This is a genomic window from Novosphingobium malaysiense (assembly GCF_000802225.1).
Taxonomy (GTDB): Bacteria; Pseudomonadota; Alphaproteobacteria; order Sphingomonadales; family Sphingomonadaceae; genus Novosphingobium; species Novosphingobium malaysiense.
On sequence record NZ_JTDI01000003.1, the window covers coordinates 1,117,970 to 1,137,189 of the forward strand.

Annotated in this window: 14 protein-coding genes and 1 pseudogene; 3 read left to right on the forward strand and 12 right to left on the reverse strand. The window is 61.8% G+C overall.

Going from position 1 to position 19,220, the window contains the following annotated elements; all coding sequences use genetic code 11:
• Positions 1-138: 138 nt before the first annotated feature.
• Positions 139-900 (reverse strand): MBL fold metallo-hydrolase, encoded by a 762-nt coding sequence (locus tag LK12_RS13225; protein WP_052223379.1) that lies wholly within the window; start codon positions 898-900, stop codon positions 139-141.
• A 97-nt stretch (positions 901-997) separates the two neighbouring features.
• Positions 998-2,797, reverse strand: a complete 1,800-nt coding sequence (locus LK12_RS13230; protein ID WP_052223380.1) for a sensor domain-containing diguanylate cyclase — start codon at positions 2,795-2,797, stop codon at positions 998-1,000.
• 468 nt (positions 2,798-3,265) lie between these two features.
• Between LK12_RS13230 and LK12_RS13240 the strand changes: the two genes are divergently transcribed.
• Entirely contained in the window at positions 3,266-4,015 is a 750-nt protein-coding gene (locus tag LK12_RS13240; RefSeq protein WP_197063524.1) for a phosphatase PAP2 family protein, read from the forward strand.
• 93 nt (positions 4,016-4,108) lie between these two features.
• On the opposite strand, the gene LK12_RS13245 is transcribed toward LK12_RS13240, so the two are convergent.
• From LK12_RS13245 to LK12_RS13275, 7 genes are all read right to left on the reverse strand, one after another.
• Entirely contained in the window at positions 4,109-4,612 is a 504-nt protein-coding gene (locus LK12_RS13245; protein ID WP_039284483.1) for a flavin reductase family protein, read from the reverse strand.
• Positions 4,613-4,928: 316 nt separating this feature from the next.
• Entirely contained in the window at positions 4,929-5,789 is an 861-nt protein-coding gene (locus tag LK12_RS13250) for an OmpA family protein (protein ID WP_039284485.1), read from the reverse strand.
• A gap of 369 nt (positions 5,790-6,158) precedes the next feature.
• Positions 6,159-6,926, reverse strand: a complete 768-nt coding sequence (locus LK12_RS13255; protein ID WP_197063525.1) for an ion channel — start codon at positions 6,924-6,926, stop codon at positions 6,159-6,161.
• A 103-nt stretch (positions 6,927-7,029) separates the two neighbouring features.
• On the reverse strand, positions 7,030-8,664 hold the full coding sequence (locus LK12_RS13260; RefSeq protein WP_039284487.1) for an alpha-D-glucose phosphate-specific phosphoglucomutase: 1,635 nt from the start codon (positions 8,662-8,664) through the stop codon (positions 7,030-7,032).
• A 169-nt stretch (positions 8,665-8,833) separates the two neighbouring features.
• The gene (locus LK12_RS13265; protein ID WP_039284490.1) at positions 8,834-9,340 is read right to left on the reverse strand and encodes a hypothetical protein; all 507 of its coding nucleotides are present in this window, start codon (positions 9,338-9,340) and stop codon (positions 8,834-8,836) included.
• A 132-nt stretch (positions 9,341-9,472) separates the two neighbouring features.
• Positions 9,473-9,811, reverse strand: a complete 339-nt coding sequence (locus LK12_RS13270) for a hypothetical protein (protein WP_039284492.1) — start codon at positions 9,809-9,811, stop codon at positions 9,473-9,475.
• A 76-nt stretch (positions 9,812-9,887) separates the two neighbouring features.
• Positions 9,888-10,535: a helix-turn-helix transcriptional regulator gene (locus LK12_RS13275; protein WP_231568343.1), complete on the reverse strand. Its 648-nt coding sequence runs from the start codon at positions 10,533-10,535 to the stop codon at positions 9,888-9,890.
• Positions 10,536-10,732: 197 nt separating this feature from the next.
• Between LK12_RS13275 and LK12_RS13280 the strand changes: the two genes are divergently transcribed.
• The gene (locus LK12_RS13280; RefSeq protein ID WP_052223381.1) at positions 10,733-11,482 is read left to right on the forward strand and encodes a hypothetical protein; all 750 of its coding nucleotides are present in this window, start codon (positions 10,733-10,735) and stop codon (positions 11,480-11,482) included.
• A gap of 319 nt (positions 11,483-11,801) precedes the next feature.
• Here LK12_RS13280 and LK12_RS24245 read toward each other — a convergent pair whose 3' ends face one another.
• Entirely contained in the window at positions 11,802-13,442 is a 1,641-nt protein-coding gene (locus tag LK12_RS24245; RefSeq protein WP_082010485.1) for a DUF6119 family protein, read from the reverse strand.
• 494 nt (positions 13,443-13,936) lie between these two features.
• Between LK12_RS24245 and LK12_RS25370 the strand changes: the two are divergent.
• Positions 13,937-14,086: pseudogene (locus LK12_RS25370) on the forward strand (hypothetical protein); the annotation flags it as partial.
• Between the two features lie 452 nt (positions 14,087-14,538).
• Here the strand turns inward: LK12_RS25370 and lepA are convergent.
• Together lepA and LK12_RS13295 are read right to left on the reverse strand one after the other, a co-directional pair.
• Positions 14,539-16,356 carry a translation elongation factor 4 gene (gene lepA / locus LK12_RS13290; RefSeq protein ID WP_039284497.1) on the reverse strand — a complete coding sequence of 606 codons (1,818 nt, stop codon included), beginning with the start codon at positions 16,354-16,356 and terminating at the stop codon, positions 14,539-14,541.
• Positions 16,357-16,401: 45 nt separating this feature from the next.
• On the reverse strand, positions 16,402-19,107 hold the full coding sequence (locus LK12_RS13295) for an EAL domain-containing protein (protein ID WP_039284499.1): 2,706 nt from the start codon (positions 19,105-19,107) through the stop codon (positions 16,402-16,404).
• Between the last annotated feature and the right edge of the window lie 113 nt (positions 19,108-19,220).

The window sequence follows — 19,220 nt, forward strand, 5'->3', positions numbered from 1 at the left end:
TTTCTCCAATTTATGTATACATAAATCGCGATTACGAGGCATCGATAGGAGGAAACTGCCAATTTTGGCAGCGCAGCATATCCAATTGAGCGGAAACGCCGTGGGTTCGCGGCGAAAGATCTGACCAGCGAGGGAAGGTCAGGACGACGGGCGCGCGAGGCGGTCGCGCCATCGGGCAAAGGCTGCATCGCTGACGAAAGGGTTGGCCTCCCGCTCGTGTCCGAAAGTCGAGGAATCGCCATGCCCGGGTACGAACGCCACGTCGTCGCCCAGCACGAAGAGCTTTTCCCGGATCGAATGGACCAGCGCCTTGAGGTCGCCGTCCGGATGCTCCCACGCGCCGATCGTGTGGCGGAACAGGATGTCGCCCACGAAGGCCCTGCGCCCGGCGGCATTGTAATAGGCCACGTGCCCGTGCGTATGGCCGGGACAGTGCAGCACTTCCAGTTCCTCCTTGCCGAACCGAACACGATCGCCGTGCTCCAGCCAGCGATCGGGAGTGAAGCTGCGCACGCCCGATCCCGGCTGCGGCAGCTCTCCTTCCGCGCTGCGCATCGCGATGTCGCGCGCAGTGAGCGGCGCGCCGGCCTGTGCTGCGGCCCTCGCGGCGTGGAAAGCGGGTTGCTCGGCCAGGTTGCGCAAGAGGTGCGCATCTTCGCGATGCGGGCCTTCGATCCTGACTCCTGTCAATGCCGCGAACTGCGCGGCCCCGCCGCAGTGGTCGAAGTGCCCGTGGGTGACGAGGACCACCTCCGGTTCCAGGTCCAGCAGTTCGATGAAGTTCACGATTTCCGGGATGTCGCCGCCCGGATCGATGACCGCCGCCCGACGCGTCTCCTCGCACCAGACGATCGAGCAGTTCTGCTCGAAACGGGTGACGGGAAGGATCTCGAACTCCATGGCGGCAAGGCTAGAGCATCATCGGGGGCGAATGCACCTTCATTATGCAATGCTCGCCAACGTCGGTGACCCACGGTGCCGCCGCCGGGCCGCGATTTCAGGCGACCTTCAGCAGGTTGCGCCCCGAATTTTTCGCTTCGTACAAGGCCCGATCCGCAGCCTGGAAGATCGCCTCGACGCTCATTCCGGGCTGGTAGGTCGCCATGCCGATGCTGGTCGTGATCGGCGGGATCGCCGGGTTGTCGACCGCGATCTCCATCACCCGCGTCCGGATGCGCTCGGCCACGAACTTCGCCGTTTCCAGGTTCGCGCCCGGCAGGACGAGGAGGAATTCCTCGCCCCCGATCCGTCCGAACGTATCGGTGCTGCGCAGGCAGCCCGCCCCGATCTCGGCAACCTGCCGCAGCACCATGTCGCCCATGGCATGGCCGTGCGTGTCGTTGACGAACTTGAAATGGTCGACATCGAGGACGGCCACGACCAGATCGGCCCCGCCGACCTGCGCGCAGGCCACTGCCGTTTCGAATTCCGCCATGGCCCGCCGACGGTTGGCGACGCCCGTAAGCTGATCGGTTTCAGCCAGGATGCGCGAATGCCTGGCTTCGGCTTCCGCCTGCATGCGGGCAATGTCCAGCTGCTGATTGACATGAACACGCTGGGTCACGTCCTGGAAGACGCCGAACAGCGCGACGACCTCGCCATTGCCATCGACATCGGCTCGACCACGACTGTTGACGTGACGCACGTCTCCGCCGGTTGTGACGATCCGCGCGTCGAACTCGAACTCACCACCATTGGCTATGCAGTCGTCGAGCCACAGGGACACCATTCCCCGGTCGTCCGGATGATAGGCGTTGATCGCCTCACTCAAAGGCGGCGGCGTCCCGATCGGCAGGCCGTGGATCCGGTAGACCTCGTCGGACCACGTCAGACGCTCCTTCGCGATCTCGAGCCGCCAATGCCCGATATGCGCCGTTTGCGACGCCATCTCGAAGAAGCCTTTCTGGCGCATCAGTTCCTCGTAGCTCGCGTTGCGCGCAGAAAGCGCAGCTGCAAGAGGCAATGCGGAAATCAGCAAGGTCACGAGATAGATCTGCAGGAATGTGATCGAGGAAATGCCGTGCGTTGAAAACGCGGCACATGGACCGGTCCCGTTGAGGGTCGCCACCGAGCCGATGACCGCGACGATGAAGACGCTGAGCGCGGCGCCGATCGGACCGAACCGATACGTCGCGAAAAGGATCGGGGGTACCGAAAGAAACAGCAGCGGCACTTCGGACTGCAGGAAAACTGCCAGCGTCGTGATCACGACGAGCCCGAGGATGGCAGCCTCAGCCGCGTATTGCCGGGTATCGCCGTGGCCGAAAAAGCCGCCGATCTGACGTCGAATGGTAACCAGCAGCGGCGCGAAAATGAGTTGGCCCAGCAGCACGGTCATGAACCATGAGCCGGCGAATTCCCTACCGAACTGCCCGGTCAACAAGACCACGGCGATAGTACTGGCAATGGATGACACCAGGGCAATAACGGCAAACCGCCTGACTGCGCGCGGATCGGCGAATGAAGCCCCGCCGGACGTGACGGCCCCCACCATGGCCACGGCAACGAGAGCCTCGATGACGTTGGCAAGCGTGTAGGCAGCCGAGGCGGACGCGGACACCCCGGCCAGGAGATTCGCGAAAAGGCTGGCCATTGCAGTGGCCAGCAGAATTTGCGGATAGGCCCGACGCGGGGCCAGCAGCAGCACGCCCAGGACAATTCCGCTGGGCACCCAGATCGTCGCAGTCTCCCCGGGCCCCTGACTGAGCCGCAAGGCGACGATGGCCGATAGGAAATAGGTCGATCCGACGAACGCCGCCCAGCCCAGTTCACGCCCGCGATGTGCAATCCTTTGCATATGCCTGCTGATGGCGATTTGGGGTAAATATGCGCTTAAAGCCGGTAGCAGGACATATGCGTCGTCGTCGCTTCGCCCCGTGCGGCTATCGGCTTACAAAACCGGAGATACCCGAAACAAGCACAAGTTGCGACGGCGCCGCCGCAACTCATAAAAAGTATTATATCGAATATTCATTCGATATTGCCACACCCTCAAACTTTTTCGCCGAAATCTTGCATCGACAAGACGTCATTGAATTGTCATAATCCTTAAATGACGGAAATTCCTGACCATTTCCGGAAGGGTGGACACCGCGGATGGTCCGGGATCGAAAGCCGTGGCGCTTCCGCTCACCTTCGGGCGCGGCGCGGCTTCGGTTTCCGATGCGACGGTATCCGGTTGCACAAGCGCAATAAACGGAATTGTATGCCATGGGAGAAGCAACCGGGGGGGTAGTTTCACGTAATGCAGCAGTGGGATATTTGGTTGCTCCAGGCCATCAACGGTCTGGCGGGCCACAGCAGGCTATTTGATCTTGCCGTCGACACTATCCTGGGAATCGAAGCGATCAGAACACTTCCCCTGGTCCTGTGCATCATCTGGCTTTGGTTCGACAGGGATACCCGGGAAGATCGCCGGCAGAGGCTGGCCCAAATGATGTTCGGCACGTTCCTCGCGCTCGCCGTGGCCCGCGTGACGCAGAACCTGATGCCGTTTCACCCCAGGCCCTTCGTCACGCCCGGTCTCGATCTCGTGACGCCCTATGGCTTCAGCGAGAAAAGGCTGCACGAATGGAGCTCGTTTCCCAGCGACAACGCGGCCCTGGCTTTCGCCATGACGGTCGGCCTCTGGCGAGCGTCGCGACCGGTCGGCTGGTTCGCCCTGCTCTGGACGCTCGGCGCCTTCTGCTTTCCGAAGGTCTTCGCAGGCATGCATTACCCGAGCGACATCATCGCCGGGGCCGTGATCGGTTGGGCCAGCGTCCTGCTCGTCGCGTGGGTCCTGCCACCGCTCGCCTCGCGCCCGCTCGTTTCCGCGGCGATGACCGGACTGCGCTCCCGGCGCTGGTCGCGCCCGGCCTTCTACTGCGCCATGTTCGTCGTGCTGTTCGGAATCGTGACGCTGTTCGAAGATGCCCGGCACATCGCGCGCGGAGCCTACGAGCATCTCATCGGCGGGGAGGATTGCGTGGTCGAGGTCCGGCCTGTCTCTGCCGACAGCCCGGACTGCCAATAGGCGCCGCCCCCCGACCGCGCGCCTCGTCCACAGCGCCCTGCCGAGACCGGACCATCTGCCTGCGAAGCGCGCCCGCGGGGCGGCAGTCCCCGGCTATCCGCCATAGAAGACGTTGTCGCCCAAGTCCTTCATCTCGAGGATCGCGGCATCGGGGCGCCCCTCCGGGTGCTTGTGCAGGTGGACTTGCGTCACTTCGCCGATGACCACGTGGTGATCGCCCAGGGCGACGATCTCGGCCACCTTGCATTCCACCGCGGCGATCGCGCTGTCGATGATCGGCGCGCCGTTCTCGCCGGGGCGGAACGGTTCGCCCGACAGCTTCCCATCCTCCACCTCGGCGGGCTTGAAGAAGGCGAAGGCGGCGCCCTGCTGTCCCTTGCCGAGCATGTTGAGCGCGAATTGGCCGGATTCCCTGGCGGCCAGGTGGCAGCCCGAATCCTCTTTCACGCCCACCACCACGAGCGGCGGCGAAAACGACGTCTGCGTCACGAAATTCACGGTTGCAGCCGCCAACTGGCCGTCGGTGCCCTTCGCAGTCATGACGTAGATCCCGTAAGGGATCATCCGAAGCACGGTCTTCTTCGTTGCAGCGTCCATAAGCGCATCCTCTTCCTGCTTTTTCCGTCTGCCGGAGGTGTCCCGGCAGCGATCTGCAAAAATCGGGTCATGGTCATCGGGGGGGCGCCGACCATCCCCACCCGGCATATAGCCGAGCGATCTGCCTTGAAGCCACTTCTATTCGGCTGCATCGTCCTTGTCATGTCCACAGGGACGCACACGGAAAAGGAAAACCGGCGCAGCAGGGATACTGCCGCGCCGGTCTCTCGCTTGCGGCAATGCCGCCTGCGGGCATGTCCGCACCGGCCCTTGCAAGCCGGGTTGGGCGGGGTGGGCCCGGCCCAACCCACAGGTCTCACAGACCGTCGAGGCCCTTGCTGACGAGCACGTTCACTTCGACGCGGCGGTTCTGTGCCTTGCCTTCGACAGTGTCGTTGGTCGCCACCGGATTGGATTCGGACATCCCGGTCGGCGTCAGCATGCGGTACGGCTTCCAGTTGCAGGCCTGCTGCAGGTAATTGACGACGCTGCCGGCCCGCTTTTCGCTGAGCATCTGGTTGTATTCCTGGCTACCGACGGAATCGGTGTAGCCCACGACCAGCAGCAGCGCGTTGTCCATTTCCTCGGCCGCGGCGGCAGTGGCGCACAGCTCCTGCTTGGCCTGCGGCGAGAGCACGGCCTTGCCGGTATCGAAGTTCACGTTGGTCGTGCCCTTGATGTTGTACTTGTCGATGTCGGCCATGCGGCCGCGCAGCGCCTCGGTCGCAGCGGTCTGTTCGGCAAAGCGCTGGTCGGTACCGTTGTGGATCATCGCCGCGGTCTTGAAGTCGTTGTTGCGGAACTTGATCTCCTTGGCGACGAGATCATTGCCCCACTGCAGGGTCTTCACGTTGACCGGAAGCCCGTTCAGCAGCGAACTGGCGGCGCGCTCCTTGCTGGCGAGGCCGAGGAAGCCACCACGACCACGAATCTCGGTGTCGTCGTTGATGGTGATGACCGACTTGGAACCGTCCGAAGCGGTTACCTGCATCTTGTCGCCGCTGCGCGCGGAGATGATGCCCTCGATCTCGGGACCCTCGACCATCTGCGGGCTGGTGTCGCTGACCGTCGTCTCGAGACCACCTTCGGGGTCCTGCGACTGCGCGGCAAGGCTGCCCGATGCGGGAAGCGCCAGCATGGCGAGCACGATAAGCGAACTTTTGGAAACGAAACTCATTAACCTACTCCTTCAATTTGCATCAGCCGGCCTTGCAAATCCGCGGCCTGTAAGCGGGCCGCCCCCGTGATGGCGTGTCCGGCTGTCGAAACTTTCTTCATCTCGCTGTGTGGGACGGACGGCACAAAAGCCCCGCCTGGACGGAATGGGCGCCCTGAGTGTTCCCGGCATCCTTGCCTGCACATGAACACTTCCGGCACCCCTGTCGGTTGTACGGGTAATCCGAGCGCGCCGTGCGGTGAACCGTGGCACATTGCGCTGGCGCAATCGTGCGATCCTACCAGCGTAAGCTAACTGGCGCATATTTCCAGAAGTCATTTGCCCAAGCCTTGCCGGCTGTCCGGACGCGGCCCTTCCCGGCGGCCGTCGCTAGTAGGTGCCCTCGCTCCGGATATGCAGCACATGGCCGCAATGCTTGCAGTGGACGGCATCGGCTTCGTGCAGGAACAGGCCGCATTCCGGACATTCGTATTCCAGCTTGGGCGGGCGGAACAGCACCTGGATCAGGCGCACGAACAGCGACACCCCGAAAATCATGATCACGACCGATAGCAGCCTGCCGCTCGGCCCCGGCAAGGTGATATCCCCGAAGCCGGTGGTGGTGAGCGTCGTCACGGTGAAATAGAGCGCGTCCGCATAGTCCTGGATATCCGGGTTCACGCCGTGCTGCGTCTCGAACACCAGGGCGGTGGTCACGAAGATGAACAGCCCCAGGTTGATCACCGCGAACACCGTCGCCTCGTTGCGGCGGAAATAGGCAAAGTCGTTCCGCAGCTGCCGCAGGAGATGATAGGAACGCAGCAGCCGGAACGTGCGCACCACGCGCAGGAACGCGAACCCCTCGCCGGCGATCGGCGCCAGCAACGACAGGATAACGACCAGGTCCGCCAGCCCCCAGAATCCGAAGGCGGTTCGCAACCGCTTGCGACTGACGATGACCCGCGCAATGTAATCGAATGCGATGAACACCCCGAGCACGAGGTCGATGATCTCGATCGCCAGCGATCCGACGAAGAACGACGAGACGATCACATAGAGGACCATCGCGGCATCGAAGCCCAGCAGGAAATAGCCGTACCGACGGGAGACCACGGTGTCGCCGTCGTAGAGCCGGGACAAGCGGCTACGAATGTTCACTGGCTGCGCCCCTCCATGGCGCGCAGTCTCTCTCCAACGGCTTCAATTGTCCATTGGCGAGATCCCGTGACCGCGGAAGCTGCCGGCGGCGTCGGCTGGACGATCAGGTAATGACGTCGGGTTTGGTGCGCCCGGTGTGTCTTTCGATCCCGGCAATGGCTTCGGCCGCAGCAATCTGCGGGGCCAGCATGTCCCCGGTCTCGGCGCCGAGGTTGCCATCGGGACCGGTGTAGTTCTCCAGGTAGACGCGCAGCGTCGCGCCGTGCGTGCCGGTGCCGGAAAGGCGAAAGACCACGCGGCTGCCGCCCTCGAACAGAACACGGATGCCCTGGTTGGCGCTGACCGAACCGTCGACCGGATCGGTGTAGGAAAAGCTGTCCGCGACACTCACCGTCAGCGGACCGAAGGACTGGCCCGGCAACGACGCGAGCTGCGCCTTGAGTCCATCCATCAGCGCATCGGCGCCGGCCTTGTCCACGCCTTCGTAGTCGTGGCGGGCGTAGTAGTTGCGGCCGAAACGGGCCCAATGCTCGCGCGCCAGTTCATCGACGCTGATCTTGCGGACCGCGAGGATGTTGAGCCAGAGCAGCACCGCCCAGAGGCCGTCCTTTTCGCGCACGTGGTCCGATCCGGTTCCGGCGCTTTCCTCGCCGCATATCGTCACCTTGCCGGCGTCGAGCAGGTTGCCGAAGAACTTCCAGCCCGTCGGGGTCTCGAAACACGGTACCCCCAGAGCCTCGGCCACGCGGTCGGCAGCGGCGCTGGTCGGCATGGACCGGGCGATGCCGGCAAGCCGGCCCTTGTAGCCCGGCGCGCATTCGATGTTGGCCGCCAGCATCGCCAGCGAGTCCGACGGCGTGATGAAACGCCCCCGGCCGATGATCAGGTTGCGGTCGCCGTCGCCGTCCGACGCGGCGCCCAGGTCAGGCGCATCGGGGGCCATCATCGCCAGATAGAGCTGCTCGGCATGGATCAGGTTGGGATCCGGGTGGTGCCCGCCGAAATCCTCAAGCGGGGTGCCGTTGACCACGGTATCCCGCGCGAACCCGAGGCGGTTCTCAAGGATTTCGTGGGCATAGGGCCCGGTGACCGCGCTCATCGCATCGAACCGCATGGTGAAGCCCCCCTTCACTGCGGAACGGATCGCATCGAAGTCGAACAGGGTTTCCATCAGGTCGGCGTAGTCGGCCACCGGATCGATGACCGACACCGTCATGCCGCCGACCCGGTACTCGCCCGGGGTTTCCAGATCGATGTCCTCGCCCGGAACCGTCAGCCAGCGGTCGATCACCTGCGTTCGCGCATGGATCGCGCCAGTCACGCTCTCGGGCGCCGGACCGCCGTTGGCGATGTTGTACTTGATGCCGAAGTCCTCTTCCGGGCCGCCGGGATTATGGCTGGCCGAAAGCACGAGGCCGCCGCTCGCCTTGTACTTGCGGATCACGTGGCTCGCTGCCGGGGTGGAAAGGATGCCGCCCCTGCCGACCAGCACCTTGCCGTAGCCGTTGGCGGCGGCCATGCGGATCGCTTCCTGGATCACCGTGCGGTTGTGAAAGCGCCCGTCCCCGCCGATTACCAGTACCGCGCCCGGATCGGGCGATACCACGTCGAACACCGACTGGATGAAGTTCTCCGCATAGTTCGGCTGCTGGAAGACCTTCACCTTCTTGCGCAGGCCGGACGTGCCGGGTGCCTGGCCTTCGAAGGGACGGGTGGAAACGGTGACGATCTCGCTCAAGCGCAACTCTCCATCATGCCGCCCGTGACAGTGCTCGCCGGGCTACAGGCTGCGGGTGAGACAGTTTCGCTTTGGCTCGCCGATGTCAAATGTGTGCAGGTGCACAAATCGCAAAAAATGCCGCGTACGCCGTGCGATGGGGACGCCGGGCGCTCGTCCCGCGGAAGCGTCAGCGCTGGGGCAGGCGTCCGGCTTGCGCGGGAGGTGCGAAGGCGCTGCTCCACGAGGGATAGTCGCCGATCCGCCTGCGGCGCGCCGCGTGCCAGGCCAGCCCCAGCGTCAGCGCCACGAGCTGGATGTACGAGGGGATCATCGACATCATGTCGTAGGCGAAGCGGTTGATCTCGGTGAGCGAGAGCCGGTAGGCGTGCGCCATCATAGCGATGATCTGCGCGGCGCCGAGCCACAGCGGGTAGACCCGGTTGGCCCGCAGCGCCACCGGGATGACTACCGCGAAAACCATGCTGTCGAGCGCGAGGTGGACCAGGTCCGCCTGGCGCCACAGCATCGCGCTGGCCAACACCAGGTGCGCGAGGAGATGCAGCGCCATCGCGCCGGCGAGCGTGGTGGCCAGGATGCGCTCGGGGGCGGCGCCCTTCCACAGCGCGGCCAGGAACAGCAGCACGAAGTAGACGTGCTGCATGTTGGCCTTGTGATACCACAACGCATCAAGCATCCCGCGCGCCCCGCCCCTTTGCGTTGCTCCCCCGAGCGATTCTTTCCGGGAGGGTCCTCCCCCGGGCCGACCCTGCGCCTGCCGACCGCGGCGGGGCGCGATGCCGCGCGCGCCCGGCCGGCAGGCCGCGGATCAGGCGCTGCGGCGCATCGGGGCCGCGTCGCCGAGCGAGGCCTGGTTCGGGCAGCTTCCGGTCTCGTCGTCGATCGCCTTCACCTCGCGCCCGGTGCGCAGCAGTTCGCGGTGCACGCGGATCATGTCGTTCTGGCTTTCCAGCAGCGAGCGCTGCGAGCGGGCGAGGCGCAGCAGCGCGGCCTGGCCGGTGAAGGTCTCCACCCCCTCGCCCTGCCGGGCCAGCAGCATCGTCTCCATCAGCCGGGCCGAGGCCAGCAGCGCGGTGTCGAGCGAGAGCTCGGCTTCGGGAAGCTGGCGCGTGATGCGCGCCGTGGCAGCGGTGATCGTCATCGTCATGAGGTCCCTCCCTCAGCAGCATCGGCCCGGTCGATGTGCCCGAAACAAGCATGTCAGGAGGTCCGTGCCCAGCCGGTCAGATCAGGTTGCTCAGCGTCTCCACCACCGACAGACCGACCAGCCCCGCAAGGAGAATTCCCACGGCAATGGCGATCATCGCGGCGGTGCGGCTGAGCCCGGCATGGGCGCCGTCGAGCACCTCCGGGACGACCCGGCCCTCGCGCTCCCGCTGCCACGATGCCGCGAACCCATAGGTCGCTGCATCGATCGGCGAGCGAGTGCGGGCCCTGTCGTCCCGAGGCCACGGTTGCCCTGCACCGGTCCCGGCCGGAACCTGAGGAATCTTGCCTGGTAGAGGCTTACAGGTCGCATCGCCGGCCGCATCCTCGTCCGCGGCGCCGTCCTGCTGGTAGAGACGATAGGCGCGCGCCAGCTCGGCCCGCGGCGGAGAGCCGGTGCGCGAACGCACGCCCTCGATCCGCTGGTTCACCGCGCTTTCGGAAATGCCCAGCTCCCAGGCGATCTCCTTGCTGGTGCGATTTTCCGCGACGAAGCGCAGCACCTCGTGCTGCTTGGCGGTCAGCCCCGGAAAGGCCTCCAGCAGCCGCAAGGTCGAATCGGGTATCCGCGACGGATCGCCCGGCTGCTCGCCTGCCGCTTCGTCTTCAACCGACATCGCGCCCCAGCGCGCCGCCACGCTGCCCCATGTTTGCTTCCGCTCCACTCGTATACCTAACGATAGATAGACGAGTTAACCATACGCGGCACCCCCTCGATTACAAAAATGTCACGGGGATTACTCCGTATTCGAAGCCGCGGGCCAGCCAGAAAGACGGAAATGCGCCGTTTCGCGCTGTCCTACAGCCCCGCGCCTGAGGCACAATCGCCCGCCCTTCCCCCCAGACTCCGGAGATGCGCGCGATGATCGACAAGTCCCGCCCCCGCCTCGCTGCCCAGGGCAGCCCGCGAAAACCCCGCCGCAAGACCGCCCGCCTCAAGGCCCTCGCCGGCTTCACCCCGGTCCCCCGCCTGCGCGAGCGGCACGACGGATGGACGCCGCAGCGGCAGACCGGCTTCATAGAGGCGCTCGCCGACACCGGCTCGGTCCGCGCCGCCGCCCATGCCGTCAACATGACGCCCGAAGGCGCCTACCTCCTGCGCCGCCACCCGCAGGGCAAGAGCTTCCGCAAGGCCTGGGAAGCCGCCCTCGCGCTCGGCGTGCAGCGGCTGGAAGACATCGCCATGGAACGCGCCATCCACGGCGTGGAAGTGCCGGTGTACTCCTACGGAAAGCTCGTCGGCACTCGCCGCGTCTATAACGACAGCCTGCTGATGTTCCTCCTGCGCAACCGCGCCCCCCACCGCTTCGCCGCCGACAGCCTGCACAACCTCGACGCCGCCACCCGGTCCAGCCTCGACCGGCTCAAGAAGGAATGGCAGCGCGAATGGGAAGAGGAACGCCTGGCCGAACAGCGACAGAGCTCGGACAAGATCATCGACAGCATCAACGCCAAGATCGAAAAGATGGGCGAACGCCAGAAGGCCGGCATGAGCCCGAGAACCCGCCGCCTGTGGGAAGCCTACAGGAAGAGCAACGAAGCCGACAGCAAACGCCCCCGCGCCCTCCCCGCCCCGGACGACGATGAGGAAGAGGACGACAGCGAATACTGAGCGCCCCATTCCTCCCCGAGCTTGCTCGGGGAGGGGGACCGGCCGCGCAGCGGATGGTGGAGGGGTGATCGCCCCACAGCGCAAAGGTCGAAAAGAGGAAAAGGAGAAAGATGCGAGGGTCACGACCCTCGCGCTCCCCTTACTGCCGGCACTGTCGGCGCAACCAATTTCATCGCCCCCGAAGCGACGCATTCAATCTGCGTAGAACCAACGAGACACGATCCAATAAAAATGGCAAATCAATCCAACTTTAAGCACCATTTCAAAATCATTAAGCAAAACGAAAACATAAAATCTCGTCAATATTAGGAACTATTTTTTATAAAGGCGGGCTGGACAACTTAATAAAAGAAACTTCGACGGCTTTAAAGCCCAACGCCTCCACCTCACGCTTTACCTCATCTAGCGTAACCCGAGAGAAGAATGGAATTGTGTAATTTAAGGAGCCAGCAATCGGAACGTCGCCGAATTTGAACTCCACTGTCCAATTTGCAGGAAAGTCTGAAAGAATGGCGTCGGTAGTTTTCTGGCCGAGCGCTGCAGCTAAGTGTTGCGCAAACCCCCTACGTACAGCGTCATAAAGCCTTGTGAGTTTTGCCGAATTCATACCCTGCATGAGGAAGTGACTAATGACACTAGACCTTCGCCCACTTTTCTTTACGTGTATTAATCGCTTTTCTTTGACGTCAATTAAGTCACACACCTCAATACCAGGCCCTGGGGTGTTTGGTATTCCAACAAATTTTTGATCCATAAGTACATATCGCTTAGAGTCACTTTTGACTACGCGCTTGTTATAATCCTCTTCAACTTCATATACCGGCGTTTTCTTTTTCTTACCTCCCGTCACAACAGGCCAAGGTAAAAAGGCTTTATCAAGGCCTCGCGACGCCGCCTCAAACGAAGCATTTGCGGACGCAACTAGCGCTTGATCAATTCGATACCACCGCCCTTCGTTGAGAGCATACCGAGCATTTTGGAATTCCAGCGATCCAACAAGACCACGATAGACTGACCACTCCGCAAGCTTGTACTTCCCATCAACATCAAAACTTGCAACGCGGCATTTAATTAGATCATCAACTGAACCGAACGACCCCACTACCTCTTTGTACTTTGTAAGTGTAACATCTGGCAGCTGAAGCCTTTTTCCACTACCAGGCAGCGTCATAAAGCCTACTGGTTCAGTGCTAATCTCCGGAGCACCTAGTTCAAAACGCGGCTTGTCGGAATTCAAATCTTTTAGAAGCTCTCCATCAAGATTGCCTACTAAAATTGCGTCTAGCACAGGGCGAATTTTGTCTAATATGACAAATGCAGTTTTTCTGTATGAATCATCTTCGTAGAGCTCAACCAAAGCCGATGCAACTTTGTTCAACTCATCAATATCGAATTCTGAAGTTATAGTAACTGAACTCGAACCACTTATCGTTCCCTTGCCTTGTTTGTCTCGACCACTGAGTTTCCGAACAAGGCTTAATGCTCGATCCACATTAAATTCTTGAAGACGCGTAATTCCAGCGGCCTGAGTAGCGTCTCTTATAACACTCCCAAGATTGGCCTTCTCGACAAGTTTTACGTTGCCCTCAGACAACGAGTTTGCTGCTACGAGTAAGCCAAAGTCACTTTCACGCTTATTTCCATCTAGAAGCGAATGCCCATATCCGAATGTACAAGCTAATATACGCCCCTTGGCCTTAAGTAGGATCGCGCCCGCCGAGCCTGCCGTCTTGATTTTCCCATCTACAGCGAAAAACTCATCAAGCTTGTTAGCCCAAGCTGGAGCAGTGGGCGCAAGCGAGATATATCGCAACTGGCAATCGTATGTAAGTGGACCCCTTAGCGGGATTGAATGAGACTTCTTTCTAGCGTTTTCCGTTAGAAAATCTTCTAAATTATTCGTAGAACTGGTCGCCAAGTGGAAGGAATATTTAAATCGCCTTTCAGCTCTACCGGTCATTTTCCCCTCCTTTATCTGTCCCAGTAGGTTCTATTATTTATTATAAAACTCACGTTTAGGCAAATCAAGCAGAGCACGACCATCGAGAGCGATGTTAGTATTCGGCAACAACCTTACTGACCGTTCCCAACGTAGCTTCCACTTGGGGTCATGGTCCAGGCCGTTCCACCGACGTAAGTTCCATCAGGCGCCATCGTCCATGTACTTCCGCCGACGTATGTACCGTCCGGGGCCATCGTCCATTTACTTCCGCCGACGTACGTACCATCAGGAGCCATTGTCCATGACTTTCCACCAACATACGTACCATCAGGAGCCATTGTCCAAGTAGAACCGCCCACATATGAGCCGTCTGGTGCCATCGTCCACGCCATATGTTCAAATCCTTTAATAAAATTAAAATTACGAAGAACGATAATCAATAAACGCAATAACAATGTGATCAGCTTTTCCCGACACATTCCAATGGCTAATTTGCTTGTCCAACGAGCGTCTCAACAAACAGCGAATATCTCGGAGAAGCGCACGAGCCTGAAATTAACATCTCGCAAGCCTGCGAACCCGCGCTTGCCTATAGCATTGCCGGATTGCGTAGGCGTCTTGAGCCGGAAGAAAGCCGCCAGAGACGCTGGATGCTTTCATAAGCTCCTTCGCGCGCTCCCGCTAACAGCATGATTTGGCGATTTTTCCACGTCCTATCATAGCGAAGAGACGCCAGAGGCGGAATCCATGCTTTAGAATGTTAAGATTGTTTTCGGCTGCGAGGCGTTAGCAGGAAAGTGAAAGCACGCGCGCAGCAGACATTACGGGGAGCGCGAGGGCGATGGCCCTCGCATCTTTTTCATCACCTTTGCGTCTTGCCGCCTGTGCCCCTCCACCATCCTTCCTTCGACAGGCTCAGGATGAGCGGAAATGGTCCCCCTCCCCGCTCGCGGGGAGGATTTTGCGCATACCAACGTTGCTTGCGGACCTCCGCCATCATGGCAGAGCCATGACGTCGAACCTCACCTGCGGCGAGGCCGGCCGGGTCGGGTGATGCGCTGCGCGCACCGGCTTCCAGGCTACCGTTTGCTAAGCAAACGTCACCTGGGCGCCTTCACTCCTCCCCCATCCTCAGCGCCGCGATGAAAGCCTCCTGCGGGATGCTCACGTTGCCGTATTCGCGCATCCTCGCCTTGCCCTTCTTCTGCTTTTCGAGGAGCTTCTTCTTGCGGGTGATGTCGCCGCCGTAGCACTTGGCGGTCACGTCCTTGCGCATGGCGGAGATGGTTTCGCGGGCGATCACCTTGCCGCCGATCGCGGCCTGGATCGGGATCTTGAACAGGTGGCGCGGGATGAGGTCTTTCAGGCGCTCGCACATGCCGCGGCCGCGTTCCTCGGCGACCGAGCGGTGGACGATCATCGAGAGCGCGTCGACCGGCTCGTTGTTGACAAGGATGTTCATCTTCACGAGGTCGCCGGGTCGCAGGCCGATCTGCTCGTAGTCGAAGCTGGCATAGCCGCGGCTGATCGACTTGAGGCGGTCGTAGAAGTCGAACACCACTTCGTTGAGCGGCAGTTCGTAGGTCACCTGCGCGCGGCCGCCGACGTAAGTGAGGTCCTTCTGGATGCCGCGCCGGTCCTGGCACAGCTTGAGGATGGGGCCGAGGTATTCGTCGGGGGTGTAGATCACCGCCTTGATCCACGGCTCCTCGATTTCCTCGATCCGGTTGGGATCGGGGTAGTCGGCCGGGTTGTGCAGTTCGATGGTCGCTGCTTCCTCGGTCTTCGATTTGGAGAGCTGGATGCGGTAGACGACCGAGGGCGCGGTGGTGATGAGGTCGAGGTCGTATTCGCGGCTGAGGCGTTCCTGGATGATCTCCAGGTGCAGCAGGCCCAGGAAGCCGCAGCGGAAGCCGAAGCCGAGCGCGGCGCTGGTTTCCATCTCGTAGGTGAAGCTGGCGTCGTTGAGGCGCAGCTTGCCGATGGATTCGCGCAGCTTCTCGAAGTCCGCCGCGTCGACCGGGAAGAGGCCGCAGAACACCACGGACTGCACTTCCTTGTAGCCCGGCAGCGCCTTGGGCGCGCCGTTCTTCACGGTGGTGATGGTGTCGCCGACCTTGGCCTGCTCCACTTCCTTGATCTGCGCGGTGATGAAGCCGATCTCGCCCGGGCCGATCTCCGGCAGGTCGATGCGCTTGGGGTTCATGCAGCCGACGCGGTCGACCAGGTGCTCGGTGCCGCCCTGCATGAACTTGACGTTGAGGCCCTTCTTGATGACGCCGTCGTAGACGCGCACGAGGATGACCACGCCGAGGTAGGGGTCGTACCACGAGTCGACGAGCATGGCCTTGAGCGGGGCGTCGCGCTCGCCGGTCGGCGGCGGGATGCGCGCGACGATGGCTTCGAGCACTTCCTCGATGCCGATGCCGGACTTGGCGCTGGTGAGTACCGCGTCGCTGGCGTCGATGCCGATGATGTCCTCGATCTCGGTCTTGACCTTCTCGGGCTCGGCGGCGGGCAGGTCGATCTTGTTGATGACGGGGACGATCTCGTGGTCGTGCTCGATCGACTGGTAGACGTTGGCGAGCGTCTGCGCTTCCACGCCCTGCGCCGCGTCCACCACCAGCAGCGCGCCCTCGCAGGCAGCAAGGCTGCGGCTGACTTCATAGGCGAAGTCGACGTGGCCGGGGGTGTCCATGAGATTCAGCTCATAGGTCACGCCGTCCTTGGCGGTGTAGTTGAGGCGCACCGTCTGGGCCTTGATGGTGATCCCGCGCTCTTTCTCGATGTCCATGTTATCAAGGACTTGCGCGGACATCTCGCGCTCGGTGAGGCCGCCGGTGAACTGAATCAGCCGGTCGGCGAGCGTCGACTTGCCGTGGTCGATGTGGGCAATGATGCTGAAATTACGGATCTGCGAGAGTTCGGTCATGAAAGCGCCGTTAGCAGCGCTTTACGAGCCTGTCAGCAGCCCCTTTCAGGCAGACCGCCGCAATCGTGCCTGCTGCCCCGGCTCCCGCGCAGGCTTCGGCGGTGTAAACAGCACGGCCCCGGTGCCGTCGAGTTCGAGAGACTGGGCGAACTGAACGCCCATGCGGTCCTCCTTGCACCAGCGCGACGTCGCCACCATGACGTAGCCTTCGGCCAGATGCACGCCGAACTGCGTGCCCTCCGGCACGTTCCAGAGCCCCTCGATCAGCGCCCCGGTCTGCGAGATGTTACGGATGGTGCCCTGGTACGAATGCTTGCCATGCTCGAGTACGACCTTGCGCAGCATCGTCTGACGGGGCGCACGGGCCGAACGGGGGCCCTTCGCCACGGCTGTGAGACCTTCGGCAAGACGTGCGGTGGCCGCTTTCGTGTTCAGCGGCTTTTCGTAGATATATCCCTGGATGTGGCTGCATCCCAGGGTACGAACCAGGTCCAGTTCGTCCAGCGTTTCCACGCCTTCGGCAGTGGTCTCCATCCCAAGAGCCTCAGCAAGGCTGACGATGGAGGAAATGATGGCGCCATTGCGGCTGCCCTGGACCGTGGCGCCGCGCACGAAGCTCTGGTCGATCTTGATCTTGTCGAACGGCGCCCGCTTGAGATAGCCAAGAGATGAATAGCCGGTGCCGAAGTCATCGAGCGCCAGACGCACGCCGATGTTCTTCAGAGCCGCGAACATCGCCTCGGTCGACTTGTCATCGCCAAGGAACACGCTCTCGGTGATTTCGAGCTCCAGCCGTGCCGGCTCGATCCCGGCGGCGGCAATGGCGCTGGTCACGATTGCGGGCAGCGCCGGATTGGCAAACTGGAGCGGCGAGACATTGACGGCAACGCGTACACTGTCGGGCCAGGCGGCCAGATCGCTGCATGCGGTGCGCAATGCCCATTCGCCGATCTGCGCGACCAGTCCGGTCTCCTCCGCGATCGGGACGAATTTCGCCGGCGAAATGTAGCCGTGCTTGGGATGCTTCCAGCGCAACAAGGCTTCAAAGCCGGTAATCTTTTCGGTCGTTGTGCGTATCTGCGGCTGATAGTGCAGTTCGAGCGAGCCGCTGGCGATCGCATCACGCAGGTCTTCCTCGAGCTGCTGTCGCTCCTTCGCGTCGGAATGCAAGTCCTCGTCGTAGAAGTGGTGCCGCCCACGACCGCGACCTTTCGCCGCGTAGAGGGCAAGGTCGGCGTTGCGGATCAGATCCTCACTTGTGGTGCCGTCATCAGGACATATCGAAATGCCGATTGACGCGCCTATGATCACGCGAGCCCCCTCTATCGAGTAGGGTTGCGAAAGATTTTCGATGATCCGGCGGGCCATGTGCCCAAGCCCTTCGTGATGCTGGTGGCCCGGCAGAATCACCTGGAACTCATCGCCACCGAGACGGCCCACGCGGCCCATGTCCGCAACAGTCGTGGTGAGGCGCTCGGCGACCTGCTTGAGCAAGGCATCGCCGGCCGGGTGGCCCATGCTGTCGTTCACTTGCTTGAAGCGGTCGAGATCCAGCAGGAACACGGCGCACGCCCTGCTCTCGGCGCGAGGCGCACTGAGGATTTTCTCCAGCCATTCGGACATCTGGAACCGGTTCGCGAGCCGCGTCAGCGAATCGAATCGCGCCAGCTGCGTGACGTGTTCCTGCGATTTCCGGGTTTCGGTAAGGTCCGTCCCGGAACCGCGAAATCCCATGAAGTTGTTATATTGATCGATGATCGGCCGACCGGAAATCGACCACCAGCGCTCATCCTTCTCTCCGGTGGCCGCACGAACGGAAAGTTCCTGGAAGGACGACCGTGTCGACAAGTGGAACGGGAGCGTTCGCTCGCTTTCCTGCGCGTTCGCCTCGAGCGAAAACAGGCTGGTAAACGGCTTTCCTTCGAAATCCTGCGGAACCTTGCCGAGCAGATGGGCGATACGCGGCGAGACGTAGGTAATGTTGCCACGGCGGTCGGTTTCCCAGAACCAACCCTGCCCTGTTTCCTCGTATTCGTTCAGCAGTTCCTCGGCTCGGCGTTGCTCTCGCTCGCTTTCAGCACGCCGCTGCGCCTCCTCCGAAGCGAAACGCGACTGCCGGATGATCAGATAGAGAGCAAACAGGGCGCCCGCGGCCAGCATCAGGAAAGAGGTTTGCGAGCCGTCGATGATGGTCACGCCAGTCCACAACGAAATCGTTGCAGCGACGATGGACGTCGTTCGCCCTTCCAGCAAGGCCGTGGCAATCAGAATGACAAAGACGTAGGCATGAATAGTCATGCCCCAGTGGAACAGGGTGCTTTGCGTGGCCCATTGTGCAGCCGCGGCCCCGAAAATGATCATCGGCCAGCTGATCACGGTGAGCAGCAGCAGGTAGCGCCGCCAATCGCGGTGGTGCAACCTTGCCTCCAAACGCGACAGAGCTGGCGCGAGAAGACATGTCGCCGATGCACCGATCAGCACTGCACCGGTTGCCAAGCCTGGCAGTGTTCCGGACAAGAGCCCAAGCAATATGGAAATGCCCAAGAGCGAAGGCGCCATGGCAACCCAGCCCGGGGGAACAAAGAAGTGCAGCGGGTCACTGGCCGTCCCGGCCAATATTCGCGCGACATTGGGCGAAGCCTTGCCCTTTCCGGCGGCGGCCGCCTTTTTGGTGCCCAGCAGGAAGTTATGCGCTGGCCTGCCCCCGGGACGGGCGGATGCGGATTCGGGTCGGAGCGCCTTTCTGGCCATGCGCCGCTCATGCACGAAAGGCCATTTCAAAACGGTTAAGTGCAGAATTGACACTTGATGGGTTGCTGCAAAGTCGTGCGCTTCCCCGGACTCATCGTTGCGGCGTACTCTCG

What these genes read in the sequence shown, in the direction of transcription:
- LK12_RS13225 (WP_052223379.1), bottom strand. Translation starts at nt 900, where the DNA reads ATGGAGTTCGAGATCCTTCCCGTCACCCGTTTCGAGCAGAACTGCTCG.
- LK12_RS13230 (WP_052223380.1), bottom strand. Translation starts at nt 2,797, where the DNA reads ATGCAAAGGATTGCACATCGCGGGCGTGAACTGGGCTGGGCGGCGTTC.
- LK12_RS13245 (WP_039284483.1), bottom strand. Translation starts at nt 4,612, where the DNA reads ATGGACGCTGCAACGAAGAAGACCGTGCTTCGGATGATCCCTTACGGG.
- LK12_RS13250 (WP_039284485.1), bottom strand. Translation starts at nt 5,789, where the DNA reads ATGAGTTTCGTTTCCAAAAGTTCGCTTATCGTGCTCGCCATGCTGGCG.
- LK12_RS13265 (WP_039284490.1), bottom strand. Translation starts at nt 9,340, where the DNA reads ATGCTTGATGCGTTGTGGTATCACAAGGCCAACATGCAGCACGTCTAC.
- LK12_RS13270 (WP_039284492.1), bottom strand. Translation starts at nt 9,811, where the DNA reads ATGACGATGACGATCACCGCTGCCACGGCGCGCATCACGCGCCAGCTT.
- LK12_RS13280 (WP_052223381.1), top strand. Translation starts at nt 10,733, where the DNA reads ATGATCGACAAGTCCCGCCCCCGCCTCGCTGCCCAGGGCAGCCCGCGA.
- LK12_RS24245 (WP_082010485.1), bottom strand. Translation starts at nt 13,442, where the DNA reads ATGACCGGTAGAGCTGAAAGGCGATTTAAATATTCCTTCCACTTGGCG.
- lepA (WP_039284497.1), bottom strand. Translation starts at nt 16,356, where the DNA reads ATGACCGAACTCTCGCAGATCCGTAATTTCAGCATCATTGCCCACATC.
- LK12_RS13295 (WP_039284499.1), bottom strand. Translation starts at nt 19,107, where the DNA reads ATGGCCAGAAAGGCGCTCCGACCCGAATCCGCATCCGCCCGTCCCGGG.